The organism is Paraburkholderia diazotrophica (assembly GCF_900108945.1).
In the GTDB taxonomy this organism is placed as follows: domain Bacteria; phylum Pseudomonadota; class Gammaproteobacteria; order Burkholderiales; family Burkholderiaceae; genus Paraburkholderia; species Paraburkholderia diazotrophica.
This window is the reverse complement of the sequence record NZ_FNYE01000008.1, coordinates 113213-133263: the sequence shown is the minus strand read 5'-3', so window position 1 is coordinate 133263 and position 20051 is coordinate 113213. Positions and strand designations below refer to the sequence as shown.

Sequence of the window (20051 nt, the reverse complement as noted above, 5' to 3'; positions counted from 1 at the left end):
TCTCGACACGATCGGAGCGCTCGCGTTGCTCAAAGCGCTTCGAGCGCGCCGCGCAACGCATCGATCACGGGCGTCCAGTCGCCGAGCACCTGCTGCCGGAAAAGACGTGCAGTCGGATACCACGGGTTGTCCTCGCCCGACATCATCCAGCGCCAGTCGGCCTGCTTCGGCAGCATCACCCACACCGGCTTGCCGAGCGCGCCCGCCAGATGCGCCACGGACGTATCGACGGTGATCACGAGATCCAGACACTCGATCACGGCCGCCGTCGCGTCGAAGTCGTTCAGCAACTGACCCAGTGCGGAGATCGGCCAGCGATGCGCGAGCCCGTCGAGCTGCGCCTCCGCCGCGCCCTTTTGCAATGCGAACCATGCGAGGCCGCGCACCGACGCGAGCGCTTCGAGCGCCGCAAGAGGCGCCGAACGATACACGTCGAGATAGTGCTGCGGATTGCCCGCCCACACGAGCCCGATCTTCTTGCGCTCGCCCGCAGCCTGCGCGAGCCGCTCGCTCCACACAGCGACCTGCGCCGCGTCCGCCGACAGATACGGCACCGCGTTCGGGATCGCGTCGTCGGAGAGACACGCGGGCACGCTGATCATGCGGCAGGAGTAGTCATAGCCGCCGTCGGGCTGGCTCGTCAGAACGCGGTTCACGCCTGGCATGCGCGAGATGAGAGGCGCCAGTTCGCTGCTGGTCCATACGTCGACGGTCGCGCCGAGACCGCGCAGCACATCGGCATAACGGACGAACTGCAACTGATCGCCGGCGCCCTGCTCGCGCGCGAGCAATAAGCGCTTGCCACCGATCGGCTCGCCCTGCCATTCGGGCATGCCGAGCTTCGGATAGTCGAGCAGGCCACTCGGCGTGGTCTTGCGATGCTCGTAATACGTCCAGCCTCGGCGGAAATTCCCGCGCCGCAATTCCGACATGCCGAGCAGCTTATAGGCATTGGAAAGAGTGGGGCTGAGTTCGATCGCGCAGCGCAGATGATCGTCGGCTTCGTCGTAGCGCGACAGACACGTCAGCGTGAACGCGACATTGTTGTGCAGCGTCGGCGAGTCTGGCGCGATCTCCAGAGCGCGAGCGTAGATCGCGAGCGCATCGTCGAACTTCAGTTGCGCATCCGTTGCGAATGCGAGGCCGAACAGCGCGTGGATATCGCGCGGCTCCAACTGCAATGCGCGTTGAAAAACCTCGGTAGCCTCTGTATGCCGGCGCACCGCGTTCAACGTCGCGCCCAGGCCGCGCAGCACTCGGGTGTCCTGCGGCGCCAATCGCTCCGCGCACTGGTAAGCGGCAACCGCCTCCTGCGGACGCGAAAGCGCTTCGAGCAGTTCGGCACGGCCGACCGCCGCCTCAAAGAGATCGCTCTCCAGTTCAACGGCCTGCTGGAAACTGGCCAGCGCCTCTTCGCGCTTGCCCATGCGCCGTTGCACCTTGCCGAGATTGCTGTGCGCCAGCGCATGTTGTGGCGCGTACTCCACGGCCACGCTGAAGAATCGCTCCGCGCCTTCATCGTCGCCGCGCGCGAGGGCCGCGATGCCGCGATCGATCAGGCAATCGGCGTCATTCGGCTCCAGCGCGAGCGCCGCATCGAAGCGTTCGATTGCGCGCTCGATGTCCTGGCGCTGCAGGTACAGCACGCCGAGCATGTAGAGCGTGCTTGCGTCGCAGGGCTGCGCGTTCAGAATCGCGCGATACGCCTGTTCGGCGCCATCGAGCCGGCCCGCGCGATGGAGCGCAAGCGCATTTTCGATCGGGTTGTCGACCGGGTTATCGACAGTCGATGTCGTAACGGTTTCTTGTTGCGTGAAGGCGGGGATGTTGTGCATGGCGTCTTGTGTCGTCGGCGGCACGCGCATGCACGCGCGATTCGGATTGCAATCGCTTTGATGGCGTATTCGACGGGGATGGACGGGGAATCGACAGAACGCGCCGGGCCGTTTGGCCTCAGGCGTCCCGTCAGACGATGCACAATTTTGATATGGGATAGGTCGCGGAAATATCGGATAAGTCCGAGTCTGCAAAAGCAAGGCGCCGTTGTCTCGCTGTCACCTTTATGGCAACGACGGAGCAACGACGCCCGTACCTGCGCGCTAGAACACGCCCTCGTTGAGCGCTTTCTTATCGTTCAATCACGCCGCAAGCACCTCGACGATCTTGCGCTGGAACGCCTGCCCGTCGCTGTTGAACAGATGGCAATGATCGGGCGTTGCGCCGAGCCGGATCGTCGCGCCTTTCTCGTGCCGTTCAAGCGGCGGGATGCGCGCGATCAGACCGTCGGGCGCAACGCTGCTTTCGGCGTACAGATACGCCGCATCGCCGAGCGATTCGACCGTCATGATGCGCGCCGACACGCCATAGTCCGCCACATCGATATGCAGATGCTCGGGCCGGATGCCGACCGTCACCTTGTCGCCCTCTTTCGCGCGGCCGGGTTCGACCAGCACGAGTTGCGTCTCGCCCGTTTCGTACTTCACGAGCACGCCGTTCGCCGACACCGACTGCACGATGCCTTCGAGGAAGTTCATCTTCGGCGAGCCGATGAAGCCGGCGACAAAGCGGTTCGCGGGCGCGTGATACAGCATGTTCGGGCTGCCCACCTGTTCCAGATTGCCCGCCGACAGCACGACGATCTTGTCCGCGAGCGTCATCGCTTCGACCTGATCGTGCGTGACGTAGATCATCGTCGTCTTCAGCTCGTCGTGCAGACGCGCGAATTCGAGGCGCATCTTCACGCGCAGCGCGGCGTCGAGATTCGACAGCGGTTCGTCGAACAGGAACACCTTCGGCTTACGCGTGATCGCGCGGCCGATCGCGACGCGCTGCCGCTGGCCGCCCGACAGCTGCTTCGGCTTGCGTTCGAGCAGATGGTCGATGTGCAGGATCTTCGCGGCATTGCGCACGGCGACGTCGATCTCCGGCTTCTTCGTGCCCGCGAGCTTGAGGCCGAACGCCATGTTGTCGTACAGCGTCATGTGCGGATACAGCGCGTACGACTGAAACACCATCGCAATGCCGCGCTTGGCGGGCGGCACGTCGTTCATGCGCGTGCCGTCGATCTGCAGATCGCCGCCCGTGATGTCTTCGAGGCCGGCGATCATCCGCATCAGCGTGGACTTGCCGCAGCCGCTCGGCCCGACGAACACGACGAACTCGCCGTCCTGAATGTCGAGGTTGATGTCGCGCATCACCTCGTTGTCGTCGTAGGCTTTCCTGATGTTGCGCAGAGTTACGCTTGCCATGATGTGTCTCCATTGTCGACGGGAGATGGCGCCTGGCGTCCACTTCCGTCCCATGCAAAATAGTTGCTGCTTCTCTACTACGTTCAATCGCTTTGCCGGAAAGTGGACTTCGTGCGATGCCCGTCCGACTATCACGTAACCATCACGCGACGGTTATGCGACCGTTACGCGACCGTTATGCGCTGCATCCAGTCCGCGACCAGTCCCGGTAATTGCCTCATATCGTCGAAGACCTGTTGCGCGCCCACGCGGTGCAGCGCGCCGATCTGCTCGTCGCTCGCATGATCGCCGCCGATGAATCCATACACCGTCATGCCCGCCGCCGTTGCCGCCGTAACGCCCGTCACGCTGTCTTCGATGACGAGGCATGCATCGGCGCTAACGCACAGTCCGCGCGCGGCGGCGAGATAGACGTCGGGCGCGGGCTTCGGTTGCGCAACGGCATCCGCGCAAAACAGCCGGTTGCCGAAATGCCGGACGAGGCCCGTGCGCGCCAGCGCCGCTTCGACGTACGCGCGAAAGCTGTTGCTCGCGCACGCCTTCGTGAGCGGGATGCTCGCGAGCGCCGCCTCGATGCCGTCGACCATCGGCGCCTTCACGGCCGCGGCTTCGACAGCGCTGCGAATCGCAGCGATGTCCGTGGGCGTCAACGTCTTGCCGAGCTGCGTCGCCGTGCCTTGCAGCACGCTCTCGATGCGCAAGCCCAGCAGCGGCATCACGACGGGCGCGACGTCGGCATCGGGCCAGCGCGCTTCGAGCTCGTGCACGAGCATCGCGGCCGCGACGGCTTCGCTGTCGATCAGCACGCCGTCGCAATCGCAAATCAAAGCCAGCTTCGCGTCGGTTCTGATATCCGTCACTTGACCGCCCCGAACGTAAGGCCACGCACCAGCTGTTTCTGCGAAACCCAGCCGACGATCAGAATCGGAGCGACGGCCAGCAGCGATGCCGCCGACAGCTTCGCCCAGAAGAGGCCCTCAGGGCTCGAATACGACGCGATGAATACCGTGAGCGGCGCCGCGTTCGAACTCGACAGGTTGATGCTCCAGAACGCCTCGTTCCACGACAGGATCACGAGCAGCAGCGCCGTCGACGCGAGCCCCGGCAGCGCCATCGGCATCAGCAGATAGACGATCTCCTGCCACGTCGCCGCGCCGTCGATGCGGCCCGCTTCGAGAATGTCGCGCGGGATTTCGGCGAAGTACGTGAACGCCATCCACACGGCGATCGGGAGATTGATCAGCGTGTAGACGATCACGAGGCCCGAAACCGTGTCGAGCAGCCCGCTGTTCTTCCACAGCAGATAGATCGGCACCAGCACGCCGACGGACGGCATCATCTTCGTCGACAGCATCCACAGCAGCACTTTCTGTGTGCGTCGGGTCGGGAAGAACGCCATCGCATACGCGCACGGCACGGCGAGGATCAGGCACAACAGCGTCACGCCGACTGAGATCAGGATTGAGTTCCACGCGAAGCCGAAGTAGTTGCTGCGCGCGAAAACCTCGCGGAAGCTGTCGAGCGTCGGCACGAAGAAGAGCGACGACGCGTACGCCTGCTGCTCGGTCTTGAATGCCGTGATCGTCATCCAGAAGATCGGGAAGAACAGCAGCAGCGCGAGCAGCCACGCGATGATGCCGGGAATGCTGCGCCGGATGACGGCGAGCGGCGAAGCGGCCGACGACTGGGTCGTCGTAACGGGTGTAGCAGCAACCTGGCTCATTTTTCGTACTCCCCTTTCAGGTTCTTCGCGAGCATGCGCACGAGGAAGAACGACACGATATTCGCGAGCACCACGGCGAGAATCCCGCCTGCCGATGCGAGGCCGACGTCGAACTGTTGCAGGCCCAGCGCGTAGATCAGGTACGACAGGTTGGTCGTCGCGTTGCCCGGACCGCCGCCCGTCGTCGTGTAGATTTCGGCGAAGATCGACAGCAGGAAAATGGTTTCCATCATCACGACCACGGCGATCGCGCGCCTCAGGTGCGGCAGCGTGATGAAGAAGAACATCGAGAACGGACCGGCGCCATCGATCTTCGCGGCTTCCTTCTGCTCCTGGTCGAGCGACTGGATCGCCGTGAACAGAATGAGGAACGCGAACGGCAGCCACTGCCACGCGACGATGATGATCACGGCCGTCAACGGATAGTCGGCGAACCAGTCGACCGGCGTGAGGCCGATCGCGCGCATGCCTTGCGCGACGAGCCCGTACACCGGGTGCAGGATCATGTTTTTCCAGATCAGCGCGGAGACCGTCGGCATCACGAAGAACGGCGCGATCGCGAGCAGCCGCGCGATGCCCTGCCCGTAGAACTTGCGGTCGAACAGCACCGCCATCAGCACGCCGCCGACCACGGTGATGACCAGCACGGCGACGATCAACTGCAGCGTGTGCAGGATCGACGGACCGAATGCAGGATCGCTGGCGAGGAACTTGTAGTTGTCGATACCCGCGAAACCTTTTTCATCCGGATTCAGCAGGTTGTAGCGCGAGAACGAAAACCAGATCGTCATCGCGAGCGGTATCGTCATCCACAGCACGAGAAGACCTACGGACGGCGAAACGAGCCAGCGCGCGTGCGCGGCCTTGCGCTCCTCTCGCTCGTGTTCTGTTTTGGGCTGGGGCTGGGGTTGGGCGTGCATGAGGGGTAGACGCAAATGAAGACGCATGATGGACCACCTCTTCGGTCGTGCGCGGGTCGCGGGGCTTGCGGCTCGCTGTGCTGCCAGGGTCCGGCTGACGGTGTGCTGTCAGCCGGCGCGTTACATCGTTACGGCCTTGTTTCGAGGCTACGGGCTGGGTACGTCCCTTGCGCCAGGGGAAACGCAAACGACGTACCCATTTTCACTTCATCGTTATTTCTGGTAGCCGGCCTGCTTGACGGCGCGCTCGGCTGTCGCGTTGCCGGCTGCGAGCGCCTGCTCGACGGACATCTGGCCCGCGACGGCGCCCGAGATGCTCTGGCCGACCACCGTCCCGAACGACTGGAACTCAGGGATGCCGACGAACTGCACGCCTGTGTACGGCACCGGCTTGGCCGTCGGATGGTTCGGGTCAGCCGTCTCGATCGCCTTCAGCACGAAGTCGGCGAACGGCGCGGCCTGCTTGTACTCGGGGCGCGCATAGGTCGACTGGCGCGTGCCCGGCGGCACCGAGGCCCAGCCCTCATCCTTCGCGACGAGCTCGATGTACTGCTTCGACGTCGCCCACGTGATGAACTTCTTCGCGGCATCGGCCTGCTTCGACGACTTCGGGATCGCCAGCGCCCATGCCCACAACCAGTGCGAGCCGTTCGGCGTGGCTTGCGTCGGCGCGGCCGCGAAGCCGACCTTGTCCGCGATCTGCGATTGCTGCTTGTTGTAGAGCATGCCCGCCGCGACCGTCGCGTCGATCCACATCGCGCACTTGCCCGATGACATCAGCGTGAGGTTTTCGTTGAAGCCGTTCGAGCTCGCTCCCGGCGGGCCGTCCTTCTTCAGCAGGTCGGTGTAGAACGACACGGCCTTTTTCCATTCGGGCGTCGTCAGCTGAGCGTTCCACTTTTCGTCGAACCAGCGGCCGCCGAACGTATTCACGAGCGTCGTCACGTACGCCATGTTCTCGCCCCAGCCGGCCTTGCCGCGCAGACAGATGCCGTAGGTGCCCGCCGATTTGTCGGTGAGCTTGTCGGCGAACTGGGCGATCTGGTCATACGTCGGGTTGTCGGGCATCTTCAGGCCCTTCGCCGCGAACAGATCCTTGCGGTAGTACGTCATCGAGCTTTCGACGTAGAACGGCAGCGCGAACAGCGTGCCGTTGTACGACAGACCGTCGCGCGCCGTCTTCACGACGTCGTTCAGGTCGTAGTCGGCGGGCAGGCCCGTGAGCGGCGCGAGCCAGCCGCGCTTGCCCCATTGCGGCGTTTCATACGCGCCGATCGTCATCACGTCGAACTGGCCGCTGCCCGTCGTGATGTCGGTCGTCGCGCGCTGACGCAGCACGTTTTCTTCCAGGATCACCCAGTTCAGCTTGATGTCGGGATTCGCTTTCTCGAATGCCGGCGACAGCTTCTTCAGCTCGATCATGTCCGGATTGTTCAACGTCGCGATCGTCACGGTTGCCGCGTTCGCGCTGAACGCGGCGCACGCGAGCGCCGCAGCGCCGAATACATTGAGCGCGGGTTTGAAAGTGGGCTTCATCGTTTGTCTCCTTTATTCGTACTTGCGTTTTGGTACGTGACCGGCGGGTGCGCGCAGGACGCCGGAAATTGGCTGCCGGTGAATGAATGACGGTCAGCTCATCCAGTTGCCGCCGTCGACGTTCAGGGTTTGCGCGGTGATGTAATCCGCATCCGAAGACGCGAGGAACAGCGCCGCCCCCGTCAGATCCGCGGGCAGCCCCATCCTGCCCAGCGGCACCGCTTCACCGACGAGACGCTTCTTCTCGCCAGGCGGCCGGTTCTCGTAACGCGCGAAAAGGGCATCGACCTGATCCCACATCGGCGTATCGACGACGCCCGGAGCGATGCCGTTCACGTTGATCCCGTGAGGCGCGAGCGCCAGCGCAGCCGATTGCGTATAGCTCAGCACGGCCGCCTTGGTCGCGCAGTAGTGCGACACGAGCGCCTCGCCGCGCCGGCCCGCCTGCGACGACATGTTGATGATCTTGCCGCCGTGTCCCTGCTCGACCATGCGCTGCGCGACGGCCTGCATCAGGAAGAACATGCCCTTCACGTTGACCGCGAAGAGCTTGTCGAAGATATCCCAGGATTCATCGAGCAGCGGGCGCATGTCGAACAGCGCCGCGTTGTTGAAAAGAATGTCGATCTGGCCGAAGCGCCGCACCGTCTCGTCGACGATTCGCGCGATGTCTTCGCGGCGCGTCACGTCCGCGCTGATCGTCAGCAGGCGGTCACCGTCCGTTTCGCGCAGCGCGTGTGCGAATTCGCTCGCCGGCTTCACGTCGACCAGCACGCAGCGCGCTCCCTCCTCGAGATAGCGGCGGGCCACCGCCTCGCCGATACCGCTTGCTGCGCCCGTCAGAATCGCCACCTTGCCTTGCAGTCGGGCTGTCACAACCTGTCTCCGGTTCGTTTGATTCTTCGAATCAGCATGAGCGAACGCTCGCTTGCCGAACAATTGCTCTCGTTGTGATCGAATGATCGGATACACGTCCGGTCATGTCAAGGCGCGTCGCGCAATTTCGATGGTGCAGCGCGGCAGCGTCAAACGGCGCGCGACACAGCGCTTCTTTCTAAGAATCGGCGATGACCTTGCAACGGGCAATGACAATTTTTCGAGATACGTTATATCATTGCGCCTTCGTTCATTCCGACGCTGCCAGGAGGTCGTGACATGGCCCGCTCATTCGATGCTGACGCTTTTCACGGCGCCGCCCGTCCCGGCGATCCGAACGCGCCGTCCGCGGACAAGCTCGCGCGCAAGCTGGCCCGCGCCGATGCGCTCGCGGCCGAGCGCGGTCTCGCGCTGACGACGCTGCGCCGCCAGGTCTATACGCTGATCGCGCAGAGCGAGCGCCCCGTCGGCGCGTACGATCTGCTCGGCGCGCTCGAACCACAGCGCGGCCGCGTGCCGCCGACCACGGTCTACCGTGTGCTCGAGTTTCTCGTCGAGCATGGCTTCGTGCATCGGATCGAATCGAAGAATGCGTTTTTCGCGTGTTGCCAGATAGGCGAGCCGCATCAAAGCCAGTTCCTGATGTGCGAAGCGTGCGGCGAAACGGTCGAGATTCCCGGCGACGGGGTGGCAGCGCAGTTGTCGCGCAGCGCACCCGGTTTCGAAGTACATCACCAGGTCGTCGAACTGAGCGGGTTGTGCGCGGCCTGCAAGCACGCTCACCCGTAACGTCGCGCTGCTTTCGTTTAACCCGACGCCTCTTAAGCCACAGGTCAATCCGATATGAAGAAGAACAACCCGATGTGGAAGTTTCTGACGCGCGCCGCCGCTTCGACGCTGATGGCCGTCGCATTTACTCAGGCGGCGCAGGCTCAGGATGCGAAGATTCCCGTCGTCGCCGCAGAGAATTTTTATGGCGACGTCGTGCAGCAACTCGGAGGCGACCGCGTCGACGTGACCAGCATCCTGAGCAATCCCGACCAGGACCCGCATCTGTTCGAAGCGAGCCCGAAGACGGCGCGCGCGTTGCAGCGTGCGAGCCTTGTCGTCTACAACGGCGCCGACTACGATCCGTGGATGGTGAAGCTGCTGAACGCGTCGAGGAGCGACAAGCGCAAGGTGATCGTGGCGGCCGATCTCGTCGGCAAAAAGAGCGGCGACAATCCGCACCTGTGGTACGCCCCGCCGACGATGCCCGCCGTCGCCCGCGCGGTGAACGCGGCGCTGACAGCAGCCGATCCGTCCCACAAGGCCGTGTACGATGCAAACCTTGCGAAGTTTCTCGATTCGCTCAAGCCGATGAACGACAAGATCGCCGCGCTGCGCAGCCAGTACGCGCATGTGAGCGTGACGGCGACCGAGCCGGTGTTCGGCTACATGTCCGATGTGATCGGACTCGATATGCGTAACCAGCGCTTTCAGCTTGCCGCAATGAACGACACGGAAGCGAGCGCATCGGATATCGCTGCATTCGAGCGCGATCTTCGCGAGCGACGCGTGCGCGTTCTGATCTACAACAGCCAGGCAACGGAAGCCCTCACGAAACGCATGCTGAAACTCGCGCAGCAATCACACGTGCCGACGGTCAGCGTCACCGAGACGCAACCCGCCGGCAAGACGTTCCAGCAATGGATGCTGGCGCAGCTCGATGCGCTCGGAAACGCGCTGGCCGCAGGCAATGGCGGCGGCGCGAACCAGGGGAAGACCCCATGAACATGCCTCGCCGCGCCGTATCGCCTGGCAACGCGCCCGTGCTCGAACTGGATCGCGTGACGCTCGAACTCGGCGATCGCAAGATCCTGCGCGACACCAGCCTCACGATCAACCAGGGCGAGTTCATCGGCGTGCTCGGGCCGAACGGCGCGGGCAAGACGACGCTGATGCGCTCGGTGCTCGGGCTCGTCCCCGCTGCAAGCGGCACGGTGCGCGTGCTCGGCGAGCCCGTGGTGCGCGGCAATCCGTCGATAGGCTACATGCCGCAGACGCGCAGCGCGCTCGCCGGCCGGCGCGTGCGCGGACGCGATTTCGTCGCAATGGCGGCGGACGGACATCGCTGGGGCCTGCCTCATGCCGATGCGAAAACACGCGCCGACGTCGATCGCGTGCTCGATCTGGTCGGCGGCGGCGCGCTGGCTGCAAGGCCGTTGTCCGAACTGTCGGGCGGCGAGCGTCAACGGCTGCTGCTCGCGCAATGTCTGCTCGGCAATCCGCGCCTGCTGTTGCTCGACGAGCCGCTGATCAGCCTCGATCCGCATCATCAGAAGTCAGTCGTCGAGTTGGTGAAGCGCGTGCAGCAGGAGCTCGGCATCGCCGTGCTGTTCTCGGCGCACGAGCTCAATCCGCTGCTGCATGCGCTCGATCGCGTGCTGTATCTCGGCAATGGCGTCGCCGCGCTCGGCACCGTCGATGAAGTGATCACGAAGCCGGTGCTTTCGCGCCTCTATGGCTCGACCATCGAAGTGATGCGCGTGAACGGTCGTATCTTCGTGATGTCGGGCGACGTCGAAGTCGAGAAACACGATCACGAGCACGAAGATGACGATCATCGTCACGGCGAGCCGCACAGCCACGGGCATGCGCACGGCCACGGACATGCGCACCATCCCGCCTCACGCGACGGACACACGCACGATGTTTGAATACGATTTCATGGTGAACGCGTTCGCGGCGTCGGGAATTGTCGCGGTGCTGTCGGGCATCGTCGGCTACTTCCTCGTGATGCGCGGGCAGACCTTCGCGGGACACGCGCTGTCGCACGTCGGCTTCACGGGGGCGACGGGCGCCGTGCTGATCGGCATTTCGCCGATCTGGGGGATGATCGGCTTCACGCTCGCGGCGGGCGTCGGCATGGGCGCGCTCGGCGAGAAGCTCGCGGGACGTGATGTGGCAATCGGCGTAATCCTGTCGCTGGCGCTGGGTTTCGGTTTGCTGTTCCTGCACTTCTTCACCGCGTACGCGACCCAGGTCACGGCCTTGCTGTTCGGCAACGTGCTCGGCGTCAGTTCGGCGACGCTCGCGGTGCTCGCCGCGCTCGGTGTCGTCAGCCTGTTGGCGCTGGCGGCGATCATGCGGCCTTTGCTGTTCGCATCGTTGCAGCCGGAACTGGCGGAAGCGAAAGGCGTGTCGCTGCGACTCGTGTCGGTGCTGTTTCTGGCGATTGCCGCCCTTGCGGTGGCTGCGTGCACGCAGATCGTCGGCGTGCTGCTCGTGTTCACGCTGATGGTCGGGCCGGCAGCGGCGGCGCAAAACCTGTCGACGCGTCTTTCCGTCGGGCTCGTGGTCGCTGCGCTGCTCGCGCTCGCGCAGGCGTGGATCGGCGTGACGCTCGCGTTTTACACCGACTGGCCGACGAGCTTCTGGATTACGTTGCTCGCGGCGCTCGTGTATGGCGCGAGCCTGATGGCGCAACACATGCGCAAATAAAGAACGGGGTGGCTTGCGAGCCACCCCGTTTTGCTTTTGACGCTATCGCCAGTAAAGCTCAGCCGAGCAACACCTTCGCGTGATGCGCGAGATGATCCTCGATGAACGTCGAGATGAAGAAATAGCCGTGGTCGTAGCCTTCATGCCGACGCAGCGTGAGTGGCTGCCCCGCTGCGTTGCAAGCGGCTTCGAACACGTCGGGATTCAGCTGCTCGGCGAGAAACTGATCGGCGAGACCCTGATCGACCAGGATGCCTTGCGCAAACTTGCGTGTCGCCTTGCCGACCAGCTCGCTTGCGTCGTACTGTTTCCACGCCTCGCGGTCCGCGCCGAGATAGCCGCTGAACGCCTTCTCGCCCCACGGACAACGCATCGGCGCGGCAATCGGCGCGAACGCCGACACCGACCGATAGAGGTCCGGATTGCGCAGCGCGAGCATCAGCGCGCCGTGCCCGCCCATCGAGTGACCGAAGATGCCGAGTCTTTCACCATCGACCGGCAGTTCCTTGGCGACTGTTTCGCGCAGTTCGTCCCGCACGTACGAGTACATCCGATAGTGCTTCGACCAGGGCTCCTGCGTCGCATCGACATAGAAGCCCGCGCCGACGCCGAAGTCCCACGACGCGCTCTCGCCCGGCACGCCCGCGCCACGCGGACTCGTATCGGGCGCGATCAACGCGATGCCATGCTGCGCGGCAAAGCGCTGCGCGCCGGCCTTGATTGGGAACGTCTCTTCGGTGCAGGTCAGGCCTGCAAGATAGAGCAGCGCCGGCACCTTCCGCTGCGACGCCTCTTTCGGCATGAAGACCGAGAAGCGCATCGGCAGCCCGATCGCCTTCGACTCGTGCCTGTAGATACGCTGCGTCCCGCCGAACGACGCATGCGATTCGATCAGTTCGAGCATCGCGCGCTCCTTTAGTAGATGACCACCGAGCGGATCGACTCGCCCTTCTTCATCAGGTCGAAGCCTTCGTTGATCTGGTCGAGTTTCAGGTGATGCGTGATCAGATCGTCGATGTTGATCTTGCCTTCCATGTACCAGTCGACGATCTTCGGCACGTCGGTACGGCCACGCGCGCCGCCGAACGCCGAGCCCTTCCATTGACGACCCGTCACCAGCTGGAACGGCCGCGTGCTGATCTCCTCGCCCGCTGCCGCCACGCCGATGATGAACGACTGGCCCCAGCCCTTGTGCGTGCACTCGAGCGCCTGGCGCATCAGCGTCGTATTGCCGACGCACTCGAACGAATAGTCAGCGCCGCCGTCGGTGAGCTGCACGATATGGTCGACGACGCTCTCGACTTCCTTCGGGTTGATGAAGTGCGTCATGCCGAACTTCTTCGCCAGTTCGACGCGGCCCGGATTGATGTCGACGCCGATGATCTTGTCAGCGCCGACCATTTTGGCGCCCTGGATTACGTTCAGACCGATGCCGCCCAGACCGAACACCACGACATTCGCGCCCGCCTCCACCTTCGCCGAATAGACCACAGCGCCGACGCCCGTCGTCACGCCGCAGCCGATGTAGCAGACCTTGTCGAACGGCGCGTCCTCGCGGATCTTCGCGACGGCGATCTCCGGCACGACGATGTAGTTCGAGAACGTCGACGTGCCCATGTAGTGAAAGAGCGGCTTGCCGTCGAGTGAGAAGCGCGACGTCGAATCGGGCATCAGGCCTTTGCCCTGCGTTGAGCGGATCGCCTGACAAAGATTCGTCTTGCGCGACAGGCAGAACTTGCACTGGCGGCACTCGGGCGTGTAGAGGGGAATCACGTGATCGCCCTTCTTCAGCGTGCCGACGCCCGGCCCCACATCGACGACGACGCCTGCGCCTTCGTGACCGAGAATGGCCGGGAAGAGGCCCTCGGGATCGGCGCCCGACAGCGTGTAATAGTCGGTGTGGCAGATGCCCGTCGCCTTCACTTCGATCAGCACTTCACCGGCACGCGGCCCTTCGAGGTCGACTTCTTCGATCGTCAACGGTGCGCCGGCTTTCCATGCGATTGCTGCTTTCGTCTTCATCGTGAATGCTCTCCTGTGGTTCGGCAACGCTGTTCCATGAATTTGAGTCTGAATCTGAATCTGTTCCTACTGCCGTGAACGATTGCGGCCCGGATTGTCTCGCATGTTCGCGCGCCGCGCTTCGGACATCATCGCCGACAATCGCGACGCGCCCATGGCATGCCGCGTCGCATGATTGTCGTCATGCGACGCGTAGCGCGCCTCAGGCGGATGGCGGCGCGAACCAGCCTTCGACCCTGCCGTACAGATCGATAAAGCGCGCGTACCGTGCCGCGAGCGCCGTATTGTTTTGCGGTCCCGCGACGCGTGTCGCCGCAGGAGCGAGCGCAGCGAGATCGCTTGCATGCCAATGGCCGCACGCGATTGCGCCGAGCATCGCCGCGCCGCGCGCCGCTGAGTTGGGGCAATCGACGGCATGCAGTTCCACGTCGAGCGCGTCGGCGAGCAACTGGCGCCAGCGCGCATCGACGGAACCGCCGCCCGCGAGACGCAGCGCCGACACTTGCGCGCCGCTTTGCCTGATCGCGTCGAGCCCCGCGCGCAACGAAAACGCGACGCCTTCGAATGCAGCCCGCATCATCGCGCCACGTGATGTGCCCAGCGCGAGCCCGAGCCAGCCGCCGCGCGCCGAGGGATTGAGCCAAGGCGTGCGCTCGCCCGTCAGATAAGGCAAGAACGTCACGCCCGACGCAGGATCGGACGCGAACGCATCGCAATATGCATCAGACCATTCGTAAGACAGCCAGCCTCGTACCGCTTCGAGCGCGACCCCGATGTTCTGCATCGCGGCCATCCGATACCAGTGGTCGGTCGCGGCCCGATAGCGATGCAGACCTTGTGCCTCGTTCGGCTCTTGCGTCGCGAGCACGAGAATCTGTCCGCCCGTGCCTGTGGTGAGCAGCGCGTCGCCGTCGTTCGCAAGGCCGCTGCCGAGCGCGGCGCAGGGTGTGTCGCCTGCACCTGTGGCAAGCATGATGCCAGCGCGCAAACCGAGCGCGCGTGCCGCATCGCCGGACAGCGAGCCACTCGCCGCGTACGACGCAGCGAGGGGCGCGAAGCGCTCGAGCGGCAACGCGAGACGTTCCAGCAACGCGCGATCCCATACGCCGGCTGGATCGGCGAGCGCTGTCGCGCAGGCATCGGAAGGATCGGTCGCGATTTCGCCGCCGAGCTTGAAGCGCAGCCAGTCTTTCGGTTGCAAGGCCCAGCGAGCCGCTTGCATGGACTGCGGCTCGTGCAGCGTGATCCATCGCAGCAGCGGTCCTGCCATGCCGGGCGCGACGGGATTCGGCTGCGGCGCGGACCATGCGTCGAGCAACGGCAGCGCGCGCGTATCGGGCCAAAGCATCGCGGGCCGAACTGCATTGCCTTGTGCGTCGCTCAACACGACGCCGTGCATCTGACCGGAAAAACCGATCGCCCGCACGGCGCTGCGTTGAACCTGCGGCAAACGCGAAGCCGCTTCGCGCAGCGCGCGCCACCAGACCTCCGGATCGATTTCCGCCCAGCCCGGCTGCGGCGTGTCGATCGTATACGCGACGCTTGCCGCGCATTGCTCGCGGCCTTCATCGTCGATGATCGCGAGCTTTAGTGAACCTGTACCAAGATCGATGCCAAGGAAGGACATGAATGCGATGGGTTAAATCCGGTTTAAAAGTGTGTGTTGAAGAGCGCCGTGCTTCCGGGGCACGGCACGCTCCGTCGAGGCGGGACAGCTTGCGTCGAAACGGGACAGGTTGCGAACGATCATTCCGACGCGCGACAACCGCTCGCGCGGGTTAACCCACCCCCGATAAGACGCAGCCCGAAAACGCATTATGTGCGAACCGCAATACACATCATATGGCCGCCGATACGTCGCCATTGAGCGCCCCTTTGATGAAAATCCCGCACGCCACCGCGCCGCAAGGGATGCGGGCAGATTCCTCCGATTGCGCATAGGACGTGCGTTCCAAATCCGGTTCACGCATATCGTCGCGGCAAAGGTTGGAATAGAACGACGTGGTCTTGTCGCGTTTTTTCGTCCCGCATACCTTGGAGTCATCCCAAAACCAGATGTGGAGAGAGACAAGATGCACTCGAACACGGTTCATCCGTGCGACGAGCGACTGCCCTTCGGCCAGTTGCTGACGCTCGGCATCCAGCACGTGCTGGTGATGTACGCAGGCGCCGTCGCCGTGCCGTTGATCATCGGCAGTGCGCTCAAGCTGCCGAAAGAGCAAATCGCCTTTCTCATCAGCGCCGACCTCTTTTCGTGCGGCATCGCCACACTGATTCAGACGCTCGGCCTGTGGATCTTTGGCATCCGTTTGCCCGTCATCATGGGCTGCACGTTCGCCGCAGTCGGCCCGATGGTCGCGATCGGCACGAACCCGAACCTGGGCATTCTCGACATCTTCGGTTCGACGATCGCAGCCGGCGTGATCGGCATCGTCGTCGCGCCGATGATCGGCAAGCTGCTGCGCTTTTTCCCTCCCGTCGTGGTCGGCGTGGTGATCTCGGTGATCGGTCTTTCGCTGATGGAAGTGGGCATCAACTGGGCGGCAGGCGGAGTCGGCAATCCGGATTACGGCAACCCGGTCTACCTCGCGCTGTCGCTCGTCGTGCTCACGCTCATCCTTCTGATCAACAAGTTCGGCAAAGGCTTCATCGCCAATATTTCGGTGCTGCTCGGCATCGTAGCGGGCTTCGTCATTGCCGCGCTGCTCGGTCGCGTGAACATGGATGGCGTGACGAACGCGCCGTGGGTCGGCTTCGTGATGCCGTTCCATTTCGGCCTGCCTCACTTCGATCCGCTCTCCATTGCGACGATGGTCACGGTGATGTTCGTCACGTTCATCGAATCGACGGGGATGTTCCTCGCCGTCGGCGACATGGTGGACCGTCCCGTCGATCAGAAGACACTCGTGCGCGGTCTGCGCGTGGACGGTCTCGGCACGCTGATCGGCGGCATCTTCAACTCCTTCCCTCATACGTCGTTCTCGCAGAATGTCGGCCTGATCGGCGTGACGGGCGTCAAGAGCCGCTTCGTCTGCGCGATGGGCGGCGTGATCCTCGTGCTGCTCGGCCTGTTCCCGAAGATGGCGCAGTTGGTCGCATCCGTACCGGCCTTCGTGCTGGGCGGCGCGGGCATCGTGATGTTCGGCATGGTGGCGGCAAACGGCATCAAGGTCCTGTCGAAAGTCGACTTCGTGAAGAACCATCACAACCTTTTTATCGTCGCCGTGAGCATCGGCCTTGGCCTCGTGCCCGTAGTCTCGCCGAACTTCTTCTCGAAGCTGCCGCCCGCACTCTCGCCGCTGCTGCACAGCGGGATTCTGCTGGCGTCCGTTTCGGCTGTCGTGCTGAACCTGATCTTCAACGGCGTGAAGGGCGAACGCGCAGCGAAGCGCGATATTCACCGCGCCGGTCATGACTTCGACGGACGCGGCGGTAACGACGACGCCATCGCCGGCGACGAAATGCTGCGCGCCGCCGACATGCACTAAGCCTTGTGCCAAATTCTGCGCCAGACGCCAGGCGCAACTACCGCATTACGCGTGCGCATGACTACGGTTGTGCGCACGCAAACGGAAGAACAGACGCCTTCGTCCCGCTTCAAGCGACCAGGTTGTTGAAGTGTCGCGTCACCTTCGGCTCCAGATCGCGAGCCTCCTTCATCAGATTGATCTGCTTCGCCGATCTCGCGACTTCGAAGACGTCGGGTGCGATGTCATAGCCGCCGCGATCGTGCATCCATTCGAGCACGTCCGACAGATGCCACAACGACGTGCTCCCCTCATGAACGGGCGCGGGAAATTCCGTGGCATGCGACTGCATCAGCTTGCGCATGTTCTGGCGCGACACGCCCGCCACTTCCGCCACATCCGTCAGCCCGACGAAATCCGGCGCGGCTTCGACCAGTTGCGCCGTCGGCACCGCGCGGCGCACGTCCTTCAGCGCGCTGACGAGCGCATGCGTCGCTGTTTTTGCCTCGCGCGCGAACGCGAGCGCAAGACGCCCCGGCTGACCGACACCGATGGTTGCATCGTCGCAGCCTTGCGCCGCAAGACGCTCGACGATGTCGTCATGATCGCAGTCTTCCGTGCTCAGACGGTACTTCAGTGTGAAGGTGTATTCCATGTTTGCTCCTTGTCCTTCCCTGGTTGCTGCTCCTGCTGCTCTTGTTGCTGCCCGTGCTGCTGTTGCGTTCGCACGCGCCTTTTCGCTTCGGCGATCACGCGGAAGGAAATGACCTTGTGCCGATGCGGCGCGCAATTCTCCACGATGCGACGCAACGTCCTCGCGTGACTGACTGCATTGCGCGGCGTGCACCAGATGCTGGTGATGCAAAACTCGCCACATCGGCAATCGCTGTCGTTGTAAGGGCAATACATTCGCCCCCACGCATGCCCGCAGCCCGTGCCGGACACGACGCGCCAGCCGTTTTCTTCCGCATAGCCGAGTGCCGACTCGACTTCCTTCTTCGAATGAGTTCGACGATTCATGAACAACTCCAGTCTATAGCGCCTGTCGTATGGTTGTCAATTGACAACCTTTAAATGGACCATCATTTTCCGTCCATCAGGTGCCGATACTAGCGGTTCACGATGCAAATAAACGATCTGTAGACCTGAATTAGCCATCCGGCCAAGGTTTGTAGGACGACAATAAAAAACGCCACGGCATGCCGTGGCGTTTTGCGTGAAGCAAGGGAAAGGCTGCTTTCGATGCAGCCGGGAACTTAGCCCGACGTCGCAGCCGATGCCGCAACGGGCGCACTGGCCGCGCCGTAGTCGACGGGTGCGTCGGCGGGACGCGGCTGCTCGCCCGCGTGCTCGATCCATCCGCCGCCGAGCGCCTTGTACAGATCGACGAGGTTCGTCAGACGCTGCACGCGCGCCGTGATCAGCAACTGCTGCGCGTCGTACAGCGCGGTCTGCGCCGTCAGCACGGCAAGATAGCTGTCGACGCCGTTCCGGTAACGCAGGTCCGACAGATCGAGTCGACGCTGTTCCGCGAACGTGTCGCGTTCGAGCGCCTTGATCTGCTGATCGTACGTGCCGCGCGCGGCGAGCCCGTCGGCCACTTCGCGGAACGCCGTCTGGATTGCCTTTTCGTACTGCGCGATCTGGATGTTCTTCTCGACGTTCGCGAGATCGAGGTTCGCGCGGTTCTGGCCGCCTTCGAAAATCGGCAGCGTGATCTGCGGCGCGAAGCTCCACGCCGCCGAACCCGGCTTGAACAGCCCGCCGAGCGTCGGGCTCAGCGTGCCGAAGCTGCCAGTCAGCGAAACGCGCGGGAAGAATGCCGCGCGCGCCGCGCCGATATTCGCGTTGGCCGCCAGCAGATTCTGCTCGGCCTCCATGATGTCGGGACGGCGCGTGAGCAGATCCGACGGCAGACCGGCAGGAATGTCGGTCAGCACGTCCTGGTCGTTGAGTGTGAGTCCGCTCGGCATATCAGTCGGCAACGGTTCGCCGATCAGCAGCACGAGCGCATTCTCAGCCTGTGCCCGCAGACGCGCTTGTGACTGCAGATTCGCATTCGCCTGTTCGACAACCGTCTCAGCCTGACGCAGATCGAGTTCAGAACCCGTGCCCGTGTCGTACTGCAGCTTTGTGATGCGATACGACTCTTGCGCGGTCTTGAGCGTGTCCTGCGTGACCTTCAACGAATCGTCAAAGGCGAGCACCGTCAGATACTGATCCGCGACGGAAGCAACGAGTGCGATCTCCGCGGCCTTGCGCGCTTGCGCCGTCGCCAGATATTGCGCGAGCGCCTGGTCCTTCAGGCTGCGGATGCGGCCGAAGAAGTCGATTTCCCACGATGCGTTCAGACCGACCGAGTACTCGTTAGAAATCGTCTTGCCGAAGAACGACAGGTCTTTCGGCGTGCGCTGCTTCGTCTGCGACGCGACGGCGTCGATCGTCGGCATCAGCGCCGCGCGCGCGATCTGATACTGCGCGCGCGAAGCCTCGATGTTCAGCACCGACACGCGCAGATCGCGGTTGTTCTTCAGCGCGATATCGATCAGCCGTTGCAGCCGCTGATCGACAAAGAAATCGCGCCAGCCGATTTCGACGGCCGCCTGGCCGTTCGCCGTACGCGCGCCCGCGCCGGGCGCAGGCTGCGTCGCATAGACGCCGTCGCTTGGGAACGCGCCCGACACAGGCGCCGCCGGCCGCTCGTACTTCGGCTCCATCGTGCAGCCCGCGGCGAAGAGCGCGACGGCCACTGCCATCAAAGAATATTTATGCATCT

The 20051-nt window shown here is 63.5% G+C and carries 19 protein-coding genes; 5 read left to right on the top strand and 14 right to left on the bottom strand.

Features of this window, described 5'->3' with window-relative positions; all coding sequences use genetic code 11:
• Positions 1–29 precede the first annotated feature (29 nt).
• The 7 genes from BMW76_RS13160 to BMW76_RS13130 all read right to left on the bottom strand — a co-directional run bounded on the left by BMW76_RS13160 (position 30) and on the right by BMW76_RS13130 (position 8303).
• Positions 30–1835, bottom strand: coding sequence for a tetratricopeptide repeat protein (locus BMW76_RS13160; protein ID WP_245763207.1), 1806 nt, complete (start codon positions 1833–1835; stop codon positions 30–32).
• Positions 1836–2138: 303 nt separating this feature from the next.
• On the bottom strand, positions 2139–3248 hold the full coding sequence (locus BMW76_RS13155; protein ID WP_090865581.1) for an ABC transporter ATP-binding protein: 1110 nt from the start codon (positions 3246–3248) through the stop codon (positions 2139–2141).
• Between the two features lie 164 nt (positions 3249–3412).
• A complete protein-coding gene (locus tag BMW76_RS13150; protein ID WP_090865579.1) occupies positions 3413–4108 on the bottom strand; it encodes an HAD family hydrolase in 696 nt (231 codons plus the stop codon).
• A complete protein-coding gene (locus BMW76_RS13145) occupies positions 4105–4971 on the bottom strand; it encodes a carbohydrate ABC transporter permease (RefSeq protein WP_090865577.1) in 867 nt (288 codons plus the stop codon). Before BMW76_RS13145 ends, BMW76_RS13150 begins: the two co-directional genes overlap by 4 nt.
• Complete coding sequence (locus BMW76_RS13140; protein ID WP_090865575.1) at positions 4968–5918, bottom strand: carbohydrate ABC transporter permease; 951 nt, start codon at positions 5916–5918, stop codon at positions 4968–4970. The genes BMW76_RS13145 and BMW76_RS13140 overlap by 4 nt, the downstream gene beginning before the upstream one ends.
• Positions 5919–6104: 186 nt before the next feature.
• Positions 6105–7427, bottom strand: coding sequence for an ABC transporter substrate-binding protein (locus tag BMW76_RS13135; RefSeq protein ID WP_090865573.1), 1323 nt, complete (start codon positions 7425–7427; stop codon positions 6105–6107).
• A 93-nt stretch (positions 7428–7520) separates the two neighbouring features.
• Positions 7521–8303: an L-iditol 2-dehydrogenase gene (locus tag BMW76_RS13130; RefSeq protein ID WP_090865762.1), complete on the bottom strand. Its 783-nt coding sequence runs from the start codon at positions 8301–8303 to the stop codon at positions 7521–7523.
• A 279-nt stretch (positions 8304–8582) separates the two neighbouring features.
• On the opposite strand from BMW76_RS13130, the gene BMW76_RS13125 reads away from it, so the two are divergent.
• Genes BMW76_RS13125 through BMW76_RS13110 form a run of 4 tightly spaced genes read left to right on the top strand, consistent with a single transcriptional unit; the run spans position 8583 to position 11786 of the window.
• The gene (locus BMW76_RS13125) at positions 8583–9092 is read left to right on the top strand and encodes a Fur family transcriptional regulator (RefSeq protein WP_090865572.1); all 510 of its coding nucleotides are present in this window, start codon (positions 8583–8585) and stop codon (positions 9090–9092) included.
• A 54-nt stretch (positions 9093–9146) separates the two neighbouring features.
• Positions 9147–10076, top strand: coding sequence for a metal ABC transporter solute-binding protein (locus tag BMW76_RS13120; RefSeq protein WP_090865570.1), 930 nt, complete (start codon positions 9147–9149; stop codon positions 10074–10076).
• A complete protein-coding gene (locus tag BMW76_RS13115) occupies positions 10073–11002 on the top strand; it encodes an ABC transporter ATP-binding protein (protein WP_090865568.1) in 930 nt (309 codons plus the stop codon). The genes BMW76_RS13120 and BMW76_RS13115 overlap by 4 nt, the downstream gene beginning before the upstream one ends.
• Positions 10995–11786, top strand: a complete 792-nt coding sequence (locus BMW76_RS13110; protein WP_090865760.1) for a metal ABC transporter permease — start codon at positions 10995–10997, stop codon at positions 11784–11786. Before BMW76_RS13115 ends, BMW76_RS13110 begins: the two co-directional genes overlap by 8 nt.
• 58 nt (positions 11787–11844) lie before the next feature.
• Here the strand turns inward: BMW76_RS13110 and fghA are convergent, their stop codons facing one another.
• The 4 genes from fghA to BMW76_RS13090 all read right to left on the bottom strand — a co-directional run bounded on the left by fghA (position 11845) and on the right by BMW76_RS13090 (position 15886).
• Positions 11845–12690 carry an S-formylglutathione hydrolase gene (gene fghA, locus BMW76_RS13105; protein WP_090865566.1) on the bottom strand — a complete coding sequence of 282 codons (846 nt, stop codon included), beginning with the start codon at positions 12688–12690 and terminating at the stop codon, positions 11845–11847.
• 11 nt (positions 12691–12701) lie between these two features.
• Entirely contained in the window at positions 12702–13808 is a 1107-nt protein-coding gene (locus BMW76_RS13100; protein WP_090865564.1) for an S-(hydroxymethyl)glutathione dehydrogenase/class III alcohol dehydrogenase, read from the bottom strand.
• Between the two features lie 202 nt (positions 13809–14010).
• Positions 14011–15435: a xylulokinase gene (locus BMW76_RS13095; RefSeq protein WP_090865563.1), complete on the bottom strand. Its 1425-nt coding sequence runs from the start codon at positions 15433–15435 to the stop codon at positions 14011–14013.
• A 211-nt stretch (positions 15436–15646) separates the two neighbouring features.
• Complete coding sequence (locus tag BMW76_RS13090; protein ID WP_090865562.1) at positions 15647–15886, bottom strand: hypothetical protein; 240 nt, start codon at positions 15884–15886, stop codon at positions 15647–15649.
• Here BMW76_RS13090 and BMW76_RS13085 point away from each other — a divergent pair.
• Complete coding sequence (locus BMW76_RS13085) at positions 15881–17296, top strand: nucleobase:cation symporter-2 family protein (protein ID WP_090865561.1); 1416 nt, start codon at positions 15881–15883, stop codon at positions 17294–17296. The genes BMW76_RS13090 and BMW76_RS13085 overlap by 6 nt on opposite strands.
• A 109-nt stretch (positions 17297–17405) precedes the next feature.
• On the opposite strand, the gene BMW76_RS13080 is transcribed toward BMW76_RS13085, so the two are convergent.
• The 3 genes from BMW76_RS13080 to BMW76_RS13070 form a co-directional block, all read right to left on the bottom strand.
• Positions 17406–17930, bottom strand: a complete 525-nt coding sequence (locus BMW76_RS13080) for a helix-turn-helix transcriptional regulator (protein ID WP_090865560.1) — start codon at positions 17928–17930, stop codon at positions 17406–17408.
• Entirely contained in the window at positions 17909–18295 is a 387-nt protein-coding gene (locus tag BMW76_RS42595; RefSeq protein ID WP_090865559.1) for a hypothetical protein, read from the bottom strand. Before BMW76_RS42595 ends, BMW76_RS13080 begins: the two co-directional genes overlap by 22 nt.
• Positions 18296–18531: 236 nt before the next feature.
• Complete coding sequence (locus tag BMW76_RS13070; protein ID WP_090865558.1) at positions 18532–20049, bottom strand: efflux transporter outer membrane subunit; 1518 nt, start codon at positions 20047–20049, stop codon at positions 18532–18534.
• Positions 20050–20051: the final 2 nt, after the last annotated feature.

Excerpts from the sequence above, each read along its gene's own strand:
- BMW76_RS13080 (WP_090865560.1), bottom strand. The coding sequence starts at position 17,930 with ATGGAATACACCTTCACACTGAAGTACCGTCTGAGCACGGAAGACTGC.
- BMW76_RS13155 (WP_090865581.1), bottom strand. The coding sequence starts at position 3,248 with ATGGCAAGCGTAACTCTGCGCAACATCAGGAAAGCCTACGACGACAAC.
- BMW76_RS13085 (WP_090865561.1), top strand. The coding sequence starts at position 15,881 with ATGCACTCGAACACGGTTCATCCGTGCGACGAGCGACTGCCCTTCGGC.
- BMW76_RS13070 (WP_090865558.1), bottom strand. The coding sequence starts at position 20,049 with ATGCATAAATATTCTTTGATGGCAGTGGCCGTCGCGCTCTTCGCCGCG.
- BMW76_RS13135 (WP_090865573.1), bottom strand. The coding sequence starts at position 7,427 with ATGAAGCCCACTTTCAAACCCGCGCTCAATGTATTCGGCGCTGCGGCG.
- BMW76_RS13125 (WP_090865572.1), top strand. The coding sequence starts at position 8,583 with ATGGCCCGCTCATTCGATGCTGACGCTTTTCACGGCGCCGCCCGTCCC.
- BMW76_RS13120 (WP_090865570.1), top strand. The coding sequence starts at position 9,147 with ATGAAGAAGAACAACCCGATGTGGAAGTTTCTGACGCGCGCCGCCGCT.
- BMW76_RS13160 (WP_245763207.1), bottom strand. The coding sequence starts at position 1,835 with ATGCACAACATCCCCGCCTTCACGCAACAAGAAACCGTTACGACATCG.
- BMW76_RS42595 (WP_090865559.1), bottom strand. The coding sequence starts at position 18,295 with ATGAATCGTCGAACTCATTCGAAGAAGGAAGTCGAGTCGGCACTCGGC.
- BMW76_RS13145 (WP_090865577.1), bottom strand. The coding sequence starts at position 4,971 with ATGAGCCAGGTTGCTGCTACACCCGTTACGACGACCCAGTCGTCGGCC.
- BMW76_RS13140 (WP_090865575.1), bottom strand. The coding sequence starts at position 5,918 with ATGCGTCTTCATTTGCGTCTACCCCTCATGCACGCCCAACCCCAGCCC.
- BMW76_RS13100 (WP_090865564.1), bottom strand. The coding sequence starts at position 13,808 with ATGAAGACGAAAGCAGCAATCGCATGGAAAGCCGGCGCACCGTTGACG.
- fghA (WP_090865566.1), bottom strand. The coding sequence starts at position 12,690 with ATGCTCGAACTGATCGAATCGCATGCGTCGTTCGGCGGGACGCAGCGT.
- BMW76_RS13095 (WP_090865563.1), bottom strand. The coding sequence starts at position 15,435 with ATGTCCTTCCTTGGCATCGATCTTGGTACAGGTTCACTAAAGCTCGCG.
- BMW76_RS13110 (WP_090865760.1), top strand. The coding sequence starts at position 10,995 with ATGTTTGAATACGATTTCATGGTGAACGCGTTCGCGGCGTCGGGAATT.
- BMW76_RS13115 (WP_090865568.1), top strand. The coding sequence starts at position 10,073 with ATGAACATGCCTCGCCGCGCCGTATCGCCTGGCAACGCGCCCGTGCTC.